The 19653-nt window shown below is 70.5% G+C and carries 18 protein-coding genes; 9 read left to right on the top strand and 9 right to left on the bottom strand.

Features of this window, described 5'->3' with window-relative positions; translation table 11 throughout:
- Positions 1-46: 46 nt before the first annotated feature.
- The 3 genes from ABT340_RS16550 to ABT340_RS16540 all read right to left on the bottom strand — a co-directional run bounded on the left by ABT340_RS16550 (position 47) and on the right by ABT340_RS16540 (position 3243).
- Positions 47-1477: a glutamate-cysteine ligase family protein gene (locus ABT340_RS16550; protein ID WP_352011600.1), complete on the bottom strand. Its 1431-nt coding sequence runs from the start codon at positions 1475-1477 to the stop codon at positions 47-49.
- 114 nt (positions 1478-1591) lie between these two features.
- Positions 1592-2530, bottom strand: a complete 939-nt coding sequence (locus ABT340_RS16545; protein ID WP_352011599.1) for an MBL fold metallo-hydrolase — start codon at positions 2528-2530, stop codon at positions 1592-1594.
- 35 nt (positions 2531-2565) lie between these two features.
- Positions 2566-3243, bottom strand: coding sequence for an MOSC domain-containing protein (locus ABT340_RS16540; RefSeq protein WP_352011598.1), 678 nt, complete (start codon positions 3241-3243; stop codon positions 2566-2568).
- Positions 3244-3582: 339 nt separating this feature from the next.
- Here ABT340_RS16540 and ABT340_RS16535 point away from each other — a divergent pair, with 339 nt between their 5' ends.
- The 8 genes from ABT340_RS16535 to ABT340_RS16500 all read left to right on the top strand — a co-directional run bounded on the left by ABT340_RS16535 (position 3583) and on the right by ABT340_RS16500 (position 12836).
- Positions 3583-4239 (top strand): beta/gamma crystallin family protein, encoded by a 657-nt coding sequence (locus ABT340_RS16535; RefSeq protein WP_352011597.1) that lies wholly within the window; start codon positions 3583-3585, stop codon positions 4237-4239.
- 1126 nt (positions 4240-5365) lie between these two features.
- A complete protein-coding gene (locus ABT340_RS16530; protein ID WP_352011596.1) occupies positions 5366-5812 on the top strand; it encodes an aegerolysin family protein in 447 nt (148 codons plus the stop codon).
- A 228-nt stretch (positions 5813-6040) separates the two neighbouring features.
- Entirely contained in the window at positions 6041-6673 is a 633-nt protein-coding gene (locus ABT340_RS16525; protein WP_352011595.1) for a DUF4142 domain-containing protein, read from the top strand.
- A 9-nt stretch (positions 6674-6682) separates the two neighbouring features.
- Positions 6683-7126 (top strand): pyridoxamine 5'-phosphate oxidase family protein, encoded by a 444-nt coding sequence (locus ABT340_RS16520; RefSeq protein WP_352011594.1) that lies wholly within the window; start codon positions 6683-6685, stop codon positions 7124-7126.
- A 212-nt stretch (positions 7127-7338) separates the two neighbouring features.
- On the top strand, positions 7339-8724 hold the full coding sequence (locus tag ABT340_RS16515; RefSeq protein ID WP_352011593.1) for a phenylacetate--CoA ligase family protein: 1386 nt from the start codon (positions 7339-7341) through the stop codon (positions 8722-8724).
- A 255-nt stretch (positions 8725-8979) separates the two neighbouring features.
- Positions 8980-9414, top strand: coding sequence for a hypothetical protein (locus ABT340_RS16510; protein WP_352011592.1), 435 nt, complete (start codon positions 8980-8982; stop codon positions 9412-9414).
- 24 nt (positions 9415-9438) lie between these two features.
- Entirely contained in the window at positions 9439-11121 is a 1683-nt protein-coding gene (gene polX / locus ABT340_RS16505; RefSeq protein ID WP_352011591.1) for a DNA polymerase/3'-5' exonuclease PolX, read from the top strand.
- A gap of 179 nt (positions 11122-11300) precedes the next feature.
- Positions 11301-12836 (top strand): WS/DGAT/MGAT family O-acyltransferase, encoded by a 1536-nt coding sequence (locus ABT340_RS16500; protein ID WP_352011590.1) that lies wholly within the window; start codon positions 11301-11303, stop codon positions 12834-12836.
- 6 nt (positions 12837-12842) lie between these two features.
- Here ABT340_RS16500 and ABT340_RS16495 read toward each other — a convergent pair whose 3' ends face one another.
- On the bottom strand, positions 12843-13418 hold the full coding sequence (locus ABT340_RS16495) for a TetR/AcrR family transcriptional regulator (RefSeq protein WP_352011589.1): 576 nt from the start codon (positions 13416-13418) through the stop codon (positions 12843-12845).
- Between the two features lie 187 nt (positions 13419-13605).
- Between ABT340_RS16495 and ABT340_RS16490 the strand changes: the two genes are divergently transcribed.
- Positions 13606-14529: an aldo/keto reductase gene (locus ABT340_RS16490; RefSeq protein ID WP_352011588.1), complete on the top strand. Its 924-nt coding sequence runs from the start codon at positions 13606-13608 to the stop codon at positions 14527-14529.
- A 59-nt stretch (positions 14530-14588) separates the two neighbouring features.
- On the opposite strand, the gene ABT340_RS16485 is transcribed toward ABT340_RS16490, so the two are convergent.
- The 5 genes from ABT340_RS16485 to ABT340_RS16465 form a co-directional block, all read right to left on the bottom strand.
- Positions 14589-16199, bottom strand: coding sequence for a monocarboxylic acid transporter (locus ABT340_RS16485; RefSeq protein ID WP_352011587.1), 1611 nt, complete (start codon positions 16197-16199; stop codon positions 14589-14591).
- Entirely contained in the window at positions 16196-16504 is a 309-nt protein-coding gene (locus tag ABT340_RS16480; protein WP_386194638.1) for a DUF485 domain-containing protein, read from the bottom strand. Before ABT340_RS16480 ends, ABT340_RS16485 begins: the two co-directional genes overlap by 4 nt.
- A 196-nt stretch (positions 16505-16700) precedes the next feature.
- Positions 16701-17951: a YcaO-like family protein gene (locus tag ABT340_RS16475; RefSeq protein ID WP_352011585.1), complete on the bottom strand. Its 1251-nt coding sequence runs from the start codon at positions 17949-17951 to the stop codon at positions 16701-16703.
- Positions 17952-17956: 5 nt separating this feature from the next.
- Positions 17957-18097, bottom strand: a complete 141-nt coding sequence (locus ABT340_RS16470; RefSeq protein WP_352011584.1) for a hypothetical protein — start codon at positions 18095-18097, stop codon at positions 17957-17959.
- 78 nt (positions 18098-18175) lie between these two features.
- The gene (locus ABT340_RS16465) at positions 18176-19636 is read right to left on the bottom strand and encodes a sodium/solute symporter (protein ID WP_502992512.1); all 1461 of its coding nucleotides are present in this window, start codon (positions 19634-19636) and stop codon (positions 18176-18178) included.
- Positions 19637-19653: the final 17 nt, after the last annotated feature.

Raw genomic sequence — 19653 nt, 5'->3', positions numbered from 1 at the left:
ACGAGTATGCCGGTCTCAGGCCCCTTTTGTGATCAAATCTGGAGGATCATTCCGGCCAGGTGTGCACGGGCGCGCCGGTCAGCGCCAGCTCCCGGTAGCGGGCCACCATCCTGGCCCGTGCCGCCGGGTCCCCGGCGAGGTCACCCAGCGCCTCCCGCTGCCAGACCGACCCGGTACGGCGCCGCCCGACCCGCTCCCGGATGATGTTCAGCGTCCACTCGGCCTCCTCGGGCAGCACGCCGACCCGTTCGAGCCCGGCGGCGGCCGCGGGGAGCAGGTCGAGCGCCAGCCGCGCCGCCGGGATCTCCCCCGGCCTGCCCGGCCAGGCCAGTGGCGCGTCCAGGCCGTGGATCGCAGCCCGGTAGAAGTTGCGGTAGGCGGCGGAGAAGGGGAACTCCTCGACCGGCTCGACCGCCAGGGCGGCGGTGAGTCCGAGCAGGAACGCGCTGTTGGCCGCCATGTCCAGCGGCGTCGGCCCCGCGGGCAGCGAACGCATCTCCACCCGCAGGTGACCGCCGTCCGCCGGGTCGTAGACGGGCCTGTTCCACTGCCACACCGTGCCCTGGTGCAGCCGCAGCTCGGCCAGTTCCGGCACCTCCTGCTCCTGGCTCTCCTTCCAGGTCATCGGCAGTACCGGCTCGTAGTCGCGGACGCACGCCTCGAAGATCTCCCCTGCCCCGGTCACCCACCCGGAGCCGAAGGCCACCCGCCTGTCCCTGCGGTCGCGCCGCTCCACGTCACGGTCGTCGGCGGCCTCCTCGAACAGCGCGATCCTGGTCTCCTCCCACAACCTCCTGCCCAGGAAGCCCGGCGAGTTGCCGCTCACCGCCAGGACCGGCCCGATGGCCAGCTGGGAGGCGTTGTAGACGCGGGCGAAGTCACCGGGAGGCGTGCGGAAGTGCACCTGCCAGGAGGTGTTCGCGCTCTCCAGGATCACCCCCTCGACCTCGAGCTCAAGCTGCTCGGCCCCCTCGATGCTCACCCGGAACGGCTCGGCGCGCAGCCGCCGCATCCCCCGGCTCAGCGCCCGGTAGCGGCTCTCGTCGCTGAGCGCCTCGTGGGTGAAGTCGAACTCGCTGAGCGAGGGCAGGATTCCGATCGCCACGACCCGGCCGCCCTGCGTCGCCGCCGCCGCGTCCGCCATGGCCATGGTCTCCTGCAGCTCGCGCACCAGCCCCGTGAACGGGCGCCCGGCGATCGGCAGCGGCGTCAGGTTGACCTCCAGGTTGAACCTGCCCAGCTCGGGCACGAGCCGCTCGTCGTCCGCCGCCTCGCGCACCTCGTGGTTGCGGGGAAGCGGCCTGCCCTCCGGGGTGACGAGGAAAAGCTCAAGCTCGGCCCCGATCGTCGCCGGTCCCGCGCCGAAGCCCGGCCTGGCGAGCAGCTCCCGAAGCTGGTCGAGCTGCTCCTCCAGCCGTTTCCCGAAGCGGGCGAACTCCGCCTCGGTGAAGCGGTCCTTGTCGACTTGCTGGCCCATCGGCACCATCCGATCAGTCGCTCCTGCTGTTGCCTCCTCCCTGTCCCGGCTGGACGGTTCTAATCAGCCCACCGAGCAAGTGCCGCCACGTACGGCGATGCTGCCAGGCCAGGGTCAGGCCAGGCAGGTCAGCGGCCTGCCGCCGTTGAACGCCAGCATGTCGGTGATCACGGTGGTCAGGTCGACCGGTCCGCCGAGGGCGGCTCCGTCCAGGTCGGCGTAGGCCCGGTGCAGGTTGCCGACGATCCGCTCGGGGTCGAGCAGCGCGCCGTACTCGCCGAGGTCGGTCTCCCTGGCGGTCTCCAGCGGCGAGAGGCCGGCCGCCCTGCCGTGCTCGGCGGTGTCCATCACGAACCGCAGGTATCCCCGCACCCGGCCGATGACCTCGGGGCCGCAGACGTCGCCGTGCCCGGGGACGATGGTCGTGGCGCCCAGCTCCTCGATCCGGTCGAGGGCTTCGAGCGACCCCAGGACCGACCCCATCAGCACGAACGGCGTGCCGCCGTTGAAGACCAGGTCTCCCGCGAACAGCAGCGACCGCTCCGGGATCCACACGATGGAGTCGTTGGTCGTGTGCGCGGGCACGCCGATGTGCCGGACCTCGCAGCGCAGCTCGTCCGAGTACACGGTCACGCCGTCGGTGTAGGTGAGGAACGGCGGGCAGGCCCGCAGGTCGCCCCAGTCGACCTCGGTCCAGGCGATCGTGCGGTAGGCGGGGATGCCCTCGGCGAGGATCGCCTCCCTGGTCCGTTCGTGGCCGACGATCGTCGCCTCGGGGAAGGCGAAGTTGCCGAAGGTGTGGTCGCCGTGGTGGTGGGTGTTGACCAGCGTCGTGATCGGGTTCGCGGTGACCGACCTGATCGCCTCGCGGTAGGCCAGCGTGCGGCGTTCGGTCGAGCAGGAGTCCACGCTGATCACCCCGCGCTCACCGACCAGGAAACCGGTGTTGTTGACCCACCAGCTCCCGTCGGGCTGAACGTAGGCGTAGACGCCGTCCGAGACCTCCTCGATCCGGGCGGGTGGCAGGGGATGGTCGTGTGGGGATGAGCTCATAACGGCATTGTCGGGCCTGAGCCGGCGACCCACGATCAGGTGGGCACGCCGTTCATCCGTTCGAGCCGCCTGCGGATCCGCTCGGCGGACAGCACGTTGAGCGCCTCACCCGCGGCGAGCGTGCGGGGCAGCAGCTCCGCCTGGGTGGTCAGGGCGCGGAAGAGGACCTCGACCGTCACGTCGTGCTCGGGACGCAGGACGACCTCGACCCGGTCTCCCGCCTCGATCCGCCCCGGTTCGATGACCCTGAGGTAGGCGCCGGGCCTGGCGACCTGGGTGAACCGCCGTACCCATCCCCTCTCCGCGAGCCAGCCCGCGAAGGTCCGGCAGGGAATGCGCGCGGAGGTGACCTCCAGCACCAGATCGGCCCCGATCCGCCAGCGTTCGCCGATCAGTGCCCCGTTGACGTCCAGGCCCGAGGTGGTGAGGTTCTCCCCGAAGACACCGTTGGACAGCTCACGCCCGAGCTCCGCCTGCCAGAGGTCGAGGTCCTCCCTGGCATAGGCGTAGACCGCCTGGTCGTCGCCGCCGTGGTCACGCAGGTCGCCGATCACGTCCCCGGCGACGCCGCTTCCGGCCGTGCCCGTCGGCCCGCCCGGCGCGGCCACGGCCACCGGCCCCGTCACGGGGCGCTTGTCGATCCCGGTGAGGGCGGCGTCGGTGTAGTCCGCCGGACGGCCGCGCCCGGCGTTGACGGAGAGAAGGTGAGCCATGGAGGCAGCCTACAAAGCTCTCCGGAGAAGTACGCGCCTCCCCGGTACCGACCTCGAAGGAGCTCGGGAGGACCGCTGAGGACATATCCGCCGGGCGGGCATCTGCACCCTTTTGGGCGGGATTTTTGACGCTCTGTCACCCGACCGAAACTGAGAGAAAAGGGCGGCCGTCACGCCACATGACCAGTTTGTCCTCGTCATGAAAGATCCTTATCCCGTTCATTACAGCGTCGATCCCCAGTTGTTGATCTTCAAATCACTCCGATGGAAGCCTGTGAACGCCGCGGAGGCAACGTGCCCCCGCGCCGTCTCATCGCTGTTTCGAAAGGTGATCGACCCATGCGTTCCCTCGTCCTGTCCGCCGCCGTGGTCTCCACGGTCGCGGCTTTCGGCATGGCCCTCGCGCCCGCCGCGAGCGCCACGCCGTCCCCCTCCGAGTCTCCTTCCGCCTCCTCCAGCGGCGCCGGACAGACCGCACGAGGCGAGCAGCACTGCGTGATCCGCCCGAGCACCGGTAAGCGCCCCGTCAACATGAACTGCTACCGCACCTACACCGAGGCCGTCTCCGACGTCACCGGAGGGAGGGTCGCCGACGCCCCCGACCCCTCCATCATGACCAGCGCCGACCGCGCCGCCCTTGACCGCCGCATCGCCGCCGCCGGCCAGGCCGGCAAGCAGGCGGGCGTGCTGGCGGACGAGTACCCGGTCCGTGTCGCCACCGCGTGGGAGCACGAGAACTACCAGGGCTCCAGCATGATGTTCGCCAGCAAGCAGGGGTGCTACGGAAACTACAACGTCTACAAGTACGCGGAACTGGCGTATGGCTGGAACGACATCATCTCCTCGATCCAAACCTTTGAAGGCTGCCGAGGCCTGCTCTACGAGCACACGTACTTCGGCGGTTCCTACACCTACCGGTTCAACAAGCTCTCATCCCTTGGCCGGATGAATGACCGGGCCTCTTCCGCCCAGATCGGTTACATGCCGAACGAGTAAGCGTTCGTCGCCCGGCTGAACCTCTCCCGCCTCATCGACGGCGGGAGAGACGAGCCGGTTGGCACGGCCGAAACCACGAGCGGTCATCGAGCCGATGTCACCCGGACGCCGGCGAAGAACACACCGGTCAGGGTGGAATCCCCGTTCCTGGGATCCCCCTCGGCGGCGGGCCTGTCGCCGCACGTCGTGACGGGCCCGCCGGTGCCACCCTCGAACCGTCAGCGGGCGGGAACGAACCGCACACTGCCGAACTCGGCGGACTCCAGGGACTCGCCCGCCCACGGGGCCGCCCTCTCAGCAGGGGCTCGCGTACAGCAACGCGAAACGGTTCGTCCCGTTGACGGCGTCCCCCTTGGCGTGGCCGACGGGGTAGCACCTGAAGTCATGCGGGTTGCTCAGGACATGCGTCCCGGCCCAGGCTCTCGTAGCCGAAGGTTCCCGCCCCGGCGAAAGCGGAGCCGGGAACGGCCCCGATAAGCGCGACACCGACGGCGAGAGCCCCAGAGCGGTGGACATCGCACAGCGCAAAGCAATCACTCCTTGTCGCCGATCAACCGCACAGGACGACCCAGGGGACTCAGCCCCGGGAAGAGGAAAGAAAAACGCGCGGACGCAGGCGGCGGAGAAACCCACCAAGAAACACCGGGCAAAGACCATTATTGACGACGAAGCGAAATATGCATTGATGGGCAGTGAGCTCGCAAACCCGCGTGGGGCGGCCGGCGGCGACACCTCTTTCGAGGCGCCGCTACCACACAGACCGGTGGAACCGGCCCTGCCGTAGCGAGTGATACCTCCACGCCGGATATATCCGGCCTTCATGGACAGGCAGACCACAGCCGCCTTTTTGCGTTTTCCATCCGCGCGCAATGGCTCCGCCAACTCCGAGCGACCACTCGTCACCTCCGAGACCGCCCCGAATCGCCACTTATACGAACGAGGAAGGGCTGCCACGTTTTCGGTGACCAGGCACGGCGACCGGGGCCACTCCAATCCCGATGACGCCAGGTAATGGCCACCGGGAAACACGGATCCATTGCCCGACGGAATAACTCATTGCAGTACTACTCTTACCCTCGGTAATCAATTCGGCGCCACACCAAAGGCAATCGCAGAAAGGATCTCCATGAAACTCGTCACCTGGACCCTCGTCGGCATCGCCGCTGTCGCCCTGCTGACGCCGGTCACCGCCCACGCATCCTCCTCCGGCTCCGCGGCCAACGCCGCCCGCAGCACCAAGGTCGTCTTCCACAACGTCACCGACTGCACACTGACCCAGATCGGCAAGGAGACCTACCACGGCATCTGGGTCATCGAGCCCAACTCCAGCATCGCCCCGCACAGCAGCGACTACTTCAAGACCGAGTCCGACGGCGTCCTCACCGGCACCGAGGCCGCGATCAAGTACCGCGCCGACAACTGCTCCCGCGCGGGCAAGCAAGTCCGCTTCCACTGGGACAACCCTTACCACGGCCGTAACGGCTACGACTTCGACGGCACCGACGGTGCCTTCACCACCCGCTACACCGGCGGAAACGGCGACAACGCCACCGTCGACGCGCACGTGAGCTGACCCCTCCCCGGCCTGACCGGTCCCGGCGGGACCGGTCAGGCCCCCGGCGTCCACATGGACCCTCCCGCGATCGAGTGCTCCCGGCCCCGGGTCGCCATCCACTGAGCGCACCGGAGCCGTCGGCGATCTTTCCCCGGGCTTGCCGCCCACGTGCCGGTCTCTAGATCGAAAGCCGCGTATAGCAGGGAGGTGACGTCTCCAAGCACGGACCACCGGGGAAAGGCCAGCATGATTCAGCAGATGATCGCCCTGTCAGCCGTCGCCGTCATGGCGCTGAGCGGTACGGCCGCGGGCGCGGTTGCGTCCACGGCGCCGCCGGACGCCAACGAGCAGGACAGGAGGTTCCTGGTCCAGGCCCACCAGGACAACCTGGCCGGGATCACGGCGGGCAGGGCCGCCGTTCGCAAGGGTCACGACCGGGACGTGCGGGCCCTGGGCAGGCGGCTGGTCACCGACCACACACGGTTGGACGCGGAGGTCAGGCAGGTGGCCCAGCGGCTCTCGGTGTCCCTGCCCGAGGAGGCGACCACGGCGCAGCGCATCCAGTACAACCGGATCTCCGCCAGGAACGGGGACGCCTTCGACTGGGCGTGGCTGTCCGTCGCGGCCGTCGACCGCCGTGCGGCGCTCGCCCGGGGGGCCAAGGAGCTGGCCGACGGCTCCTCGGCGCAGGTCAAGCGGCTGGCCGCCGACGCCAGGCCCGTCCTGCTGAGGCACCTCGAACTGCTGCGGCGCCACTCGGGCAGCGGCGCGACGGCCGGCGAGCCGGGCAGGCCGGGCCGGACCACGGCCGAGACCACCACCGGGACCACCGGGACCACCGAGACCGTCGAGCCCTTCCTGATCCAGGAGGAGGGTTAGGGTCGGACGATGACCGATCTCACGGACCTCGCGCAACTGGTCGGCGGAGACCACGGCCTGGCCGTCGTCTCGACCTTCCGCTCAGACGGGACGATCCGCTCCTCCGTGGTCAACGCGGGAGTGCTCGACCACCCCGTCACGGGGCGGCCGATCGTCGGGTTCGTCGTCAGGGGTGACTCCCGCAAACTCGCCGACCTGCGGGCCAGGCCGTACGCCTCGGTGGTGCTGCGCGCGGGCTGGCGGTGGGCGTCCGCGGACGGGCCGGTCGAACTGGCCGGGCCGGACGACCCGCTGCCCGGGATCGACGCCGAGGGGCTGCGGCTGCTGCTGCGGTTCGTCTTCGGCGCGGCGGGCGGGACCCACGACGACTGGGCGGCCTACGACCGGGTCATGGCCGAGGAGCGGCGGACGGTCGTCCTGCTGACCCCCGACCGTCAGGCGGGCAATCCCTGAGGTGGTTCCCGGCCGGGTGAGCGCGGCTCCTGATCGACACCTTGACCCGGGGCCGCCGGCACCTGGCCGGTGCCCGTCCGGCCGTCTGCCCGCCTCTGGCCGGTGCCCGTCTGAGGGGTACCGGCCCGTCCGGCGGGTGCCCGCCTGAGCGGGTGGCGGACCGTCCGGCCGGGTGCTCGCCCGGCCGGGGCGCCGGACCGTACAGTCGAGCGATGGACCCTCGTGACCGCGTGATCGAGTTGTTTCATCGGGTGGCGGCGTCGGTGCCCGCCTATGGCGCGTTCCTCAGGGAGCGGGACATCGATCCCGCCCTTATCAAGACATTTGATGATTTCGTACGGCTGCCGCTGACCAGCAAGGACACCTACACCCGCCGCTATCCCCTGCCCGAGCTGTGCCGGGACGGCGTGGTCGGGGACATGATCTCGGTCTCGTCGGGGTCGACGGGGACGCCGTCGTTCTGGCCGCGTTCCGTCGCCGACGAGCAGGTGATCTCCGAACGCTTCGAGGAGGTCTTCAGGGACGCCTTCGGGGCGGCGGGGCGCCGTACGCTGGCGGTCGTCTGCTTCGCGCTCGGCACCTGGGTCGGCGGCCTGTTCACCCTGGCCTGCTGCCGTCACCTGGCCGCCAGGGGGTATCCGATCACCTGCGTCGCGCCCGGCAGCGACCGGCGGGAGATCCTGCGGGTGATCCCCGAGCTGGCCCCGCACTTCGACCAGGTCGTGCTGCTCGGCTATCCCCCCTTCCTCAAGGACGTCATCGACGCCGGGATCGCCGAGGGGGTGCCCTGGGCCGACTACTCGATCAAGCTGGTCACCGCCGGGGAGGTGTTCAGCGAGCAGTGGCGCACCCTGGTCGCCGAACGGGCGGGGATGACCGACCCCGCGCTCGACACCGCCTCCCTGTACGGCACCGCGGACGCCGGGGTGCTCGGCAACGAGACGCCGCTGTCCATCCGCATCCGCCGTTTCCTGGCCGAGCGCCCCGAGGTGGCCGAGGAGCTGTTCGGCCGGCAGCGGCTGCCGACCCTCCTGCAGTACGACCCGGCCGTGCGTTTCTTCGAGGAGCACGAGGGGACCCTGTTGTTCTCCGGCGACAACGGCGTCCCGCTCGTCCGCTACCACATCGCCGACGAGGGCGGCCTGGTCCCCCATGACCGGATGCTCGGCTTCCTGGCCGGGCACGGCTTCCGCCCGACCTCGGCGGAGCCGCGTCTGCCGTTCGCCTACGTCTTCGGCCGCAGTCACTTCACGGTCTCCTACTACGGCGCGAACGTCTATCCGGAGAACATCTCGGCCGGACTCGAACAGCCGCAGGTCAGCTCCCTGGTGACGGGCAGGTTCGTCCTTGAGGTGACCGAGGACGCCGGGCACGACCGGCGGCTGGCCGTCGCGGTCGAGCTGGCGGCCGGGGTGCGCGGCTCGGCGGAGACGGAGCGCCTGGTCGGCGAGTCGATCCTGGCCCAGTTGCTGCGCCTCAACAGCGAGTTCGCCGCGTACGTGCCCCCGGCGCGGCGGCACCCGGTCGTCTCCCTGAGGGAGAAGGGCGACCCGGAGTACTTCCCGCCGGGCGGAAAGCACCGTTACACCAGGGGGTGAAACCCTCGCCGGGAGAAGGATCATTTCCCTGCCGGGCCTTCCCAAAAATGATCGCGAATTCCTCGACGAGGACGGCCCGGCCGATCGGAACCAATCGTCTCCCCAGTTCAACGGCCCACGCGCGAAAAACAGGGGCTTCGGTGATCGAATGGCGGCCGCACCCCGAGACCTACCGTAAAGAATGTCGTCGCGGCACCAAGAAAACACAAAGGCCCGGTTATGCTGGCACCCAGACGAAAGTGGAAAGGTTCTTTCATGAACAATGACGCCGTCTGGGTGCGGGGTGTCACCGGCGTCCAGATGCACCACACCACCGACCTGCAGGACGCGACCCGCTTCCTGGGCAACGCGGTGATGGCGCTGCGGGCCGCGCACGTGCGGACCGGCGACGAGCGCTACTCCGGTCTCGCCGAGCAGCTCAAGGCCGTGACCGTGCAGGCCCGGGGGCTGGAGAGCCAGGCCAGGGCGAGCATGGAGGACCTGCACGTGGCCGACCCCGAGCTGTTCCTGCGCTGCCGTGACGGCGAGGAGCCCTGGCCGGACGAGATCCAGGCGGGGTTCATCCCGCGCCACACCTGCCGGGACCGGTGCCTCTACCACGACCACGACGTCCTGGGCGCCATCACGCAGTGCACCTGCGGGCGGCCCCCGTGCCGGGCGTGCGCCATCGGCGGTGCGCCCGTGGCGTAGCCACGGGAGATCTAGGCTTCTGTCATGGCACGAGCTAACGACGCCGTGGCGGCGGCCCTTGAGGAGTACGCCGAGCTGTTCGCGATGGCGGGCGGCGACGCCTTCCGGGTGCGCAGCTACCAGAAGGCGGCCAAGGCGATCGCCGGGTTTCCCGAGGACATCGCGGCCACCCCGGTCAGGAACGTGCCCGGCGTCGGCGCGGCGATCGCGGGCAAGGTCGAGGAGTACCTCGAACGGGGCGGCTTCCGCCAGCTCGACGAGCTGCGGGCGCGGATTCCCGAGGGGGTGCGGCGGCTGACCCGGATCGCCTCCCTCGGCCCGAAGAAGGCGGTCTTCCTGTTCCAGGAGCTCGGGATCGACTCCCCGGAGGCGCTCGCCGAGGCCATCGGGCAGGGACGGCTGCGGGGGGTGCGGGGCTTCGGGCCCAAGACCGAGGAGAACCTCCTCAGGGGGATCGAGCAGCTTGAGGTGGCGAGCAGGCGGGTGCACATCGGCGTGGCCATGGAGCTGGCCGAGCGGATCATCGCCTCACTGCCCGCCGAGCGGATCGCCTACGCCGGGTCGCTGCGCCGGATGAGGGACACCGTCGGCGACGTGGACATCCTGGCGGTCGGGCCGGAGAGCCTCATGGAGGTCTTCAGGGCGCAGCCGTACGTGGCGGAGGTCATCGCCTCGGGCGAGAAGAAGACCTCGGTGCGCACCCACGAGGGGCTCCAGGTCGATCTGCGCCTGGTTCCCGCGGAGTCGTGGGGCGCGGCGATGCAGTACTTCACCGGCTCGAAGGAGCACAACGTGCACCTGCGCGAGATCGTGGTGAAGAGGGGCTGGAAGCTCTCCGAGTACGGCCTGTTCGACGGTGGCCGGGTGATCGCCGCCGAGCACGAGGAGGACGTCTACCGGGCGCTGGGCATGGCGTGGATTCCCCCGGTGCTGCGGGAGGACGGCGGTGAGATCGACGCCGCGCTCAGGGACGGGCTGCCCGTCCTGGTCACCGAGCGCGACCTGCGGGGCGACCTGCACACCCACACCGACCTGACCGACGGCATCGCCTCGCTTGAGGAGATGGTCGCCGCCGCCCACGCGCGCGGCCACTCCTACTACGCGGTGACCGACCACGCCCCCGACCTGGCGATGCAGCGGATGACCCTGGACAAGGCCCTGGAGCAGCGTGAGCGGCTGCGGCGGCTCCAGGAGGACTATCCGGACATGCGGCTGCTGCACGGCACCGAGCTCAACATCGCCCCGGACGGCTCGGTCGACTGGCCCGCCGAGGTGCTCGCGGGCTTCGACGTGTGCGTGGCGAGCGTGCACTCCCACTTCACCCAGTCGCGGGAGGAGATGACCAGGCGGTTCGTCACCGCCTGCGAGAACCCGCACGTCCACGTGATCGGCCATCCGACGACGCGCCGGATCGGCAGGCGCCCTCCCGTCGACGCCGACTGGGACGAGGTGTTCCGCGCCGCGGCCCGCACCGGGACCGTGATGGAGATCGACTCCTTCCCCGACCGTTCCGACCTGCCCTCGGACCTGGTACGGCTGGCGCGCCACCACGGGGTGCGCTTCTCGATCGACAGCGACGCCCACGCCGTGCCCCACCTGGACAACCAGCGTTTCGGGGTCGGCGTCGCGCAGCGCGCCTGGCTGACCGCCGAGGACGTGGTCAACACCTGGCCGGTCGAACGGCTGCTGGACCTTCTGCGTCCATGATCCGCGGCGCTTCATGCCGTTCGCGTGCGCAACCCTTACCTGACCGGGTGGGATGGAACGCCCTTCCTGTACGGCATGCGTATTTAGTGTGGTGAAGAGCGGGGGCGTCCTGAGGCCCCGGGGCGAAGCGGGGCGATGATGGACGTGAACAGTCTGTTTTCCGTGAGAAGGTCCGACCGATGCGCCAGCTGACCGCCCTCGACGCACAGTTCCTGCACGCCGAGACGCCGACGACCACGACCCATGTCGCCGGGCTGGCGATCCTCGACCCGGCGGGGTGCCCGGGGGGCACGCTGACCAGGGAGGCGCTGGTCGACCGGCTCAGGGAACGACTGCACCTGGCGCCCGTGCTGAGCCTGCGCCTGGCCGAGGTGCCCTTCGGCCTCGGCAGGCCGTACTGGGAGGAGGTCGCCGACCTCGACGTCGCCGGCCACGTCCGCGAGCTGACCCTCCCCGCGCCCGGGGACGACAGGCAGCTCGCCAGGAAGGTCGCCAGGCTCCACGAACGGCGCCTCGACCGCGGCCGCCCGCTGTGGGAGATGTGTCTCATCCACGGACTGGCCGGGGGGCGGGTCGCGCTCTACGCCAAGATCCACCACTGCGCCCTGGACGGGGTCACCGGCGCGGAGACCCTGGCCGCCATGCTCGACCTCACCCCCGAGGCCCCCGAAACCTCAAAGGCTCCCAAGACCCCCAAGGCTCACAGGGCTCACGGGGCCTCCAGGACCCCCGAGGCCGAGGCCGCCCCCGGTCAGGGGACGCTCGCCGTACCGGAGGGCGAGGAGACGCTGGGGCCGCTGGCCATGCTCACCGCCGCGGCGGGCAGGTCGGTGACGTACCCGGGCAGGGCGCTGCGCGCGCTCGGCCGGATGATGACCGACCTCGACGCGATACCGGGGGTCTCGGCGCTGCCCGGCGCGCGGGCGGTCGCGGAGACCGCCAGGACGATCGCCGGGAACCAGGCGGAACTGCCCGAGCTGCCGCCGCTGACCGCTCCCCGCACGCCGTTCAACGGCCCGATCAGCGCCAAGCGGCGTCTCGCCTACGGCTCGATCCCGCTCACCGAGGTCAGGCACGTCGCCAAGTCCTTCGGCCTCAGCGTCAACGACGTGGTCATGACGGTGTGCGCCTCGGCGCTGCGTTCCTGGCTGCGCGAGCACCACGCGCTGCCCGACCGGCCGCTGGTCGCCGCGGTCCCGGTCTCGGTCCGTACGGCCGCCGCGCGGGCCGGAGACGTGGTCGGCAACCGGCTGTCCGTCATGGTCACCCAGCTGCCGACGGACGTGGCCGACCCGCTGGAGCGGCTGCGGGCCATGGGCGCGACGATGCGCGTGGCCAAGCGCCGGTTCGCCGAGTCACCGGCCACCTGGCTCGACGGGCTCTCCACGCTGCTGCCCACGGTCCTCACCTCGGTGGCGACCCCGGCGATCTCCCGGCTGGCCTCGGTCACGCTGCCGCCGATCAACCTGATCGTGTCGAACGTGCCCGGTCCCCAGCTGCCGCTCTATCTGTGCGGGGCCCGGCTGCTGGCCTATCATCCGGTCTCGGCGCTGAGCGACATGAGCGGCGGCCTCAACATCACCTGCTTCTCCTACGACGGGTCGCTGGACTTCGGGGTCCTTGCCTGCCCGGATCGGGTGAAGGACGTGTGGCGGCTGATGGACCACCTGCGGGAGGCGATGGAGGAGCTGGCCGCGCTGGATCCGCGCTCCTGACCGTCCTCATCCCAGGGCGTGGGCGATCAGTTCGGCGACGGCGTCGGGGTCGATGTGGTGGCCGGTGAGCTGGCAGAGGTTCTCCTGGTGCAGCAGCACGGCGGCGAAGGTGACCGCCGCGACCTCAAGCCGGGCCGCGTCGCCGCGCGGGGTGGGCAGCGCCAGCTCCAGGGCGAACCTGGCGCGCCTGACGATCTCCCCGTTCAGCCTGCCGAGCCGGTCGCGGACCGAGCCGTGGGTGTCGGCCTCGCGGAACAGGATGCGCCGCATCGCCGGGGAGGCCCGCAGCGGCAGGCGGCGGGCCAGCCGGGACAGGCTCTTGGCCGCGTCGCCGGGGACGGCCTCGACCTCGGGGGTCTCCTCGACGAGTGTGCGCTCGTCGACCAGTGCGACCAGCACGTCGATCTTCCTGGGGAAGTAGTGGAAGACGAGCCCCTTCGGCACCCGGGCCAGGCGGGCGATCGCCGCGGTCGGCGTGGCCTCGTAGCCGCCGCCCGCGAACAGTTTCTCCGCGGCGTCGAGGATGCGTGTGCGCGCGTCCGGGCCCGGGGCGTCGCCGGAGCGCGGTCTGAGGCTGCCCACAGCCAGACGATAACCGCCTGGTGGCGCGGTTTTCCATGCCGGTTTCCCGCTGGTTTCCCTACCGCGGGGAAAGCGTCCCCTCATCGGTTCCCCGCTCACCCGCCGTCGCCCTTCGCGACCGTTTCCGGACCGTCGCCAAAGGGTGCCCGGTGCGGTCCGTGATCACCGGACGCCTACCCTGATCAGCATGACCTTCTCCGAACTGAGCCTCTTCCCCGTCTGTCTCGGCGGCAACGTCTTCGGCTGGACCGCGGACCGTGACGCCTCCTTCGCCGTCCTGGACGCCTACGCCGAGGCGGGCGGGAACTTCGTCGACACCGCCGACGTGTACTCCGAGTGGATCCCGGGTCATTCCGGGGGCGAGTCGGAGACCGTCCTGGGCGAGTGGCTCGAGTCCCGGGGCAACCGCGACCGGATGGTGATCGCGACGAAGGTCGGCGCGATGAGCGGCCGGGCCGGCCTGTCGGCGGCGAACATCCGCCTGGCCGTCGAGGACTCGCTGCGGCGGCTGCGGACCGACCACATCGACCTGTACTGGGCGCACGTCGACGACCAGGAGACGCCGCTTGAGGAGACCCTCGGCGCGTTCGACGCCCTGGTGCGCGAGGGCAAGGTTCGCGACATCGGGGCCTCGAACTACGGGGCCGAGCGGCTCACCGAGGCACTGGCGATCTCCGAGCGGGAGGGCCTTGCCCGTTATGTCGCTCTGCAGCAGCACTACAACCTGCTCGAACGCGACTACGAGGGCGGGCTGCGCGAGGTGGTCGCCGCCAACGGCCTGGTCAGCACGCCGTACTTCGGGCTGGCCAGGGGGTTCCTGACCGGGAAGTACCGTCCCGGTGTCGAGGTGCGCAGCGCCCGCGCGGGCGGGGCGACGCCGTACCTGGCCTCCGAGCGTGCCCTCAGGGTGCTGGACGCGCTGGACAGGGTGTCCGCGGAGCGTGGGGTGGCCCAGGCGACGGTGGCTCTGGCCTGGCTGGCCGCCCAGCCGACGGTCGCGGCCCCGATCGCCAGCGCCCGCACCGTGGAGCAGCTGGAGCAGCTGCTCGCCGTCGCCGATCTGAAGCTGGGCGAGGAGGAGCTGGCCCTGCTGGATGAGGCCTCACGATGAGAATCCGGGCACCGACGGGCCCCCGCCCACCGGTGCCCGGACGTTATCCGGTGCCGTTCCTAGTGCCGTACGGCCTGCTCGGCGCCGATGCCGGTGAGCGAGCGGACCTCGATCTCGGCGTACTTGCCCGGGTTGTACTCCTTGCTGAGCCGCGCGCCCACGTAGCCCGCCAGGAAGCCCAGGGGGATCGAGACGATGCCGGGGTTGCTCAGCGGGAACCAGGCGAAGTGGGCGCCGGGGAACAGCGAGGTGGCGCCTCCCGAGACGACCGGGGAGAAGATCACCAGGATCAGGGCCGACAGCAGGCCGCCGTAGATGGCCGAGACCGCCCCCGCGGTGTTGAAGCGCCGCCAGAACAGGCTGTAGAGGATGGCGGGCAGGTTGGCCGAGGCGGCGACCGCGAAGGCCAGCGAGACCAGGAAGGCCACGTTCTGCCCTTGGGCGAGGATGCCGAGCCCGATGGCGACCGCGCCGATGACGAAGGCCGAGATCCTGGCGACCAGGATCTCCTCCCCCTCGGTGACCTTGCCGCGCTTGAACACGTGGGCGTACAGGTCGTGGGCGAAGCTGGAGGAGGAGGCCAGCGTCAGACCGGCGACGACGGCCAGGATGGTCGCGAAGGCGACGGCGGCGATGACCGCGAGCAGGATCGTGCCGCCGACCTCGCCGAAGACGGCTCTGCCGACCGCCTCGGCGAGCTGTGGCGCCGCGGTGTTGCCCGCCTTGTCCTGCCCGGCGATCGCCTCGCCGCCGACCATCGCCGCCGCGCCGAAGCCGAGCACGAGGGTCAGCAGGTAGAAGACGCCGATGATGCCGATGCCCCACAGGACCGACTTGCGGGCCTCCTTGGCGGTGGGGACGGTGTAGAAGCGGATCAGGATGTGCGGCAGGCCGGCGGTGCCGAGCACCAGCGCCAGGCCGAGACTGATCAGGTCGATCTTCCCGGCCAGGCCCTGGGCGGCGGTGCCGTACTTCAGGCCGGGGATGAGGAAGGCGTCGCCCTTACCGCTGCCCGTGGCGGCGGAGCCGAGCAGCCCGGAGATGTTGAAGCCGTACCGGCCGAGCACCAGCAGGGTGACCAGGGCCGCGCCGGTCATCAGCAGCACGGCCTTGACGATCTGCACCCAGGTGGTGCCCTTCATCCCGCCGACGACCACGTAGATGACCATCAGCAGGCCGACGCCGACGATCGTCAGCGCCTTGCCCGTCGAGGAGGTGATGCCGAGCAGCAGGCCGACCAGCGCGCCCGCGCCGACCATCTGGGCCAGCAGGTAGAAGATCGAGACGGTGATGGTCGACACGCCCGCGGCCGTGCGGACCGGGCGCGGGCTCATCCGGAAGGCCAGCACGTCGGCCATGGTGTACTTGCCGGAGTTGCGCATCAGCTCGGCGACCAGCAGCAGCGCGACCAGCCAGGCGACCAGGAAGCCGATCGAGTACAGGAAGCCGTCGTAGCCGGACAGGGCGATGATGCCCGCGATGCCGAGGAAGCTGGCGGCCGACATGTAGTCGCCGCCGATCGCCAGGCCGTTCTGCAGGCCGCTGAAGGAGCGCCCGCCCGCGTAGAAGTCGGCGGCGTCCTTGGTGTTGCGGCTGGCCCAGAAGGTGATGCCCAGCGTCGCCGCGACGAAGACCAGGAACAGTGCCGTGGAGAGCGTCTGGTGGCTCACGCCGCCTCCCTCTCACGCTCGGCCTCACGGCGGAGCTCCTCGGCCAGCGGGTCCAACCTGCGCTCGGCGTAGCGGGAGTAGGCCCAGGCGATCCAGAAGGTCGAGACGAACTGGAGCAGGCCGAGGATCAGCGCCACGTTGACGTTGCCGAAGAGTTTGACGCCCATGAAGTCACGCGCCCACCCGGACAGCACCACGTACAGCAGGTACCAGGCGAAGAAGGCCGCGGTCATCGGGAAGGCCCAGGACCGGAAGCGCCGTCTGAGCTCCTGGAAGCCCTCCTCACCCTCTATCCGTTCGTACACCGATGGTTCCTTACGCCCGGCGGTCATCGGACCTCCCGCATATGTGATGTGGATCACGGATAACGTAGGAGGGGACGGTACCCCGCGTGGAGTACCGCCGAGAGGCTCTTCGCCCAGGTGGCGTCGTGTCGCGGCAAGTTGGTGATGGTGTGCGGTGAAAGGTCCTTTCCGTGCGCCGAGCGGCCGGGTGAGCCCGTCAGCGGCGGCCCGCCAGGCGCCGCAGGGCCCTGCCGGTGGGCAGGACGGGCACCGCGCTGTGCACCATGGAGAACGCCTCAAGGCCGGGGACGATCACGGTGAGCACCGGGCACCTGTCGTGCTCCGGGTTCCACCGGAAGGAGTAGGCCCCGAACCCGGCGTGCCCGAGCGTCCGCAGGATCGCGGCGATCTGCTCGCCGACGCCCTGCCCGCCGTCCTCGGGACCGGCCTCGGGCAGCTTCGCGTCGAAGACGACACGGTCGAGCAGCGGGGCGGGGTCGAGCCGGGCGCAGCGTTCGAGCAGCGGCCAGCGCCGCAGGCTCTCCAGCCTGCGGCCCAGGGTCAGGTCGACACCGAGGGAGAGGTTGAACGACGACTGGACCACCTCGGTCAGCGCCCGCTCGACGGCGTACTCCGGGTCGAGGGAGGCGCCGGAGCCGATCACCCCCGGGTACGGCCCGGCCCGGGAGGGGAGCGCGCAGTAGACGGGGATGCCCAGGTCGGAGGTGATGTCGATGATGATGGGGAGCGCTCCCAGATAGGTCGCGGCCTCATCGTGCAGGCGCCGCAGGTCGGGCGGGAGACTCTCCGGGTCGAGCGCGGACAGTCTCGACCTCCCGCCGAGGTACCAGTCGAGGAGCGCGTGGGACAGCGCGTCCCGTTCGACGACCTCCAGCAGGCCGTGCAGGAGGGCGTCCTGCTCGCTGACCCCGGCCGCGGTGCCGTTGTCGTAGGCGTAGCGCAGGTAGGGCTCGTAGCGCAGGTCGTCCCCGGGGATCGGGTGACTGCGGCAGGAGGGCGAGCGGGAGAAGGCCGGATACCACACCGGGGACCGTCCCGGGCTCAGCGGCTCGGCGCGCAGGCAGGCGAGACCGGCGTCCGGGTAGTCGCGGGCCAGGCGCTGGATCATCTCCTCACCGCGCAGCTCCGGCTGGGAGACCACCGTCCCGACCGGGATGGCCCGCACCCGCCCGCTGTCGTGGGCGAGCGCCGCCTGCCCCTCCTCGTGCTGGAGGTGCTGCCAGGCCTCGAACAGCGCGCTGACCGTGCTCTGGGCGCCGGCTCCCTTGCCGAGGGAGGCGGTGACCGCGCGGCCCTCGGGGTCGCGCACGGTGCAGCGGTGCACGGGGAACTCCGCCGACCCCGCCGAGACCAGCTCGGCCGAGAGCCCACGGTCGGCGAGTACGGACTCGATGACGGCGAGCGCGCCGGTCAGGCCGGTGCCGCGCTCGCGCTGGGCGCGCGCCATCGTCGTCAGAGGGTTCCGGGAGCGAACCGGACGGTGAAGAACTCGTCGAGGAGCACCCTTTCGGACAGGGTCACCGAGAAGTTGTCCTCCAGCTGGAACCCGTCCGGTTTGAGAAGCGACTGGCCGTTGGAGTTGCTGTTGCCCATCGCACGCTCCTGTTGTCACTCGAATAACAGAAATGTCCTTATATTACAGGCCATTTCGACATAAGTCATAGATCATTGTCAAGTAGAGCGGGGGCGCCAGTCACCCCGGTTGAGATCCAGCGTCTCCGGCGTGTGCAGGCGGACCATCGTCCTGGCCACACCGGGCGGGATACGGCTTCTGGTCAGCAACGAGACCACGACCATGACGGTGAACGCGACCGGCACCGACCACGCCGCGGGCTGGGCCAGCAACGCCCCGGCGAGCCCGGTGTGCGGCCCCTCCCCGATCGTCAGCAGCACCGCCCCGCAGGCCAGGCCGCCGCCGACGACCAGCCCCGCCATCGCCCCCGGCGGCGTCAGGCGCCGCCACCAGATGCCCAGCACCAGCAGCGGGCAGAAGGAGGAGGCCGAGACCGCGAAGGCGAGCCCGACCACGTCGGCGACCGGCAGCGAACGCGCCGACGAGGCGAGCACCAGCGGTACGGCGACCGCGACCACCGCCGCGACACGGAAGGAGCGGACCCCGCCCCGCAGGATGTCCTGCCCGATGACCCCCGCGACCGAGACGGTCAGCCCCGAGGAGGTGGACAGGAACGCCGCGAAGGCCCCCGCCGTCACCAGCGCGGTCAGCAGGTCGCCCGCGGCGCCCCCGACGAGCCGCCCCGGCAGCGTCAGCACCACCATGTCACTGCCCCGCAGCCCCGGCAGGTAGACCCGGCCCAGCGCGCCGTAGAGGGCCGGCATCAGATAGAACAGGCCCAGCAACGACAGCACCGCCAGCGTCGTACGGCGCGCCGCCCGCCCGTCCGGGTTGGTGTAGAAGCGCACCAGCACGTGCGGCAGCCCCATGGTCCCCAGGAACGTGGCCAGGATCAGCGAGTAGGTCGAGTAGAGGCCGTACTCCCTGCCGCCGGACAGCGGCAGCGCCCAGGTGGCCACGTCCCGCGCGCTCAGGCCGGGCGCGCCGTCCGCCCGCCAGGCCAGCACCAGGAAGACCAGCGGCACGGCCAGCGCGGTGAGCTTGAGCCAGTACTGGAAGGCCTGCACGAACGTGATCGAACGCATACCGCCCGACAGCACGTTCACCCCGACCACGCACGCGACCACCAGCCCGCCCGCCCAGTCGGGCGCCCCGGTGACGGCCCGCAGCACCAGCCCCGCGCTCTGGAACTGCGGCATCAGGTACAGCCAGCCGATCAGCACGACCAGCACCCCGGCCATCCGCCGTACGGCCATCGACTCCAGACGCGCCTCGGCGAAGTCGGGCAGCGTGTAGGCGCCGGAACGGCGCAGCGGCGCCGAGACCAGGACCAGCAGCACCAGGTAACCGCCGGTCCAGCCGACGGGCAGCCACAGCATGTCCGCGCCGTACAGCAGGATCAGCCCCGCGATGCCCAGGAAACTCGCCGCCGACAGATACTCCCCGCCGATCGCGGAGGCGTTCCACAGCGGGGAGACCGTGCGGGAGGCGACGTAGAAGTCGGAGGTCGTGCGGGACAGGCGGATGCCGAACGCCCCGATCAGCACCGTGGTGAGCATCACCAGCACGACCGCGG

This window comes from Streptosporangium sp. NPDC000239, from assembly GCF_040300765.1.
GTDB lineage: Bacteria > Actinomycetota > Actinomycetes > Streptosporangiales > Streptosporangiaceae > Streptosporangium.
This window is presented reverse-complemented; position numbering and strand designations above follow the sequence as displayed.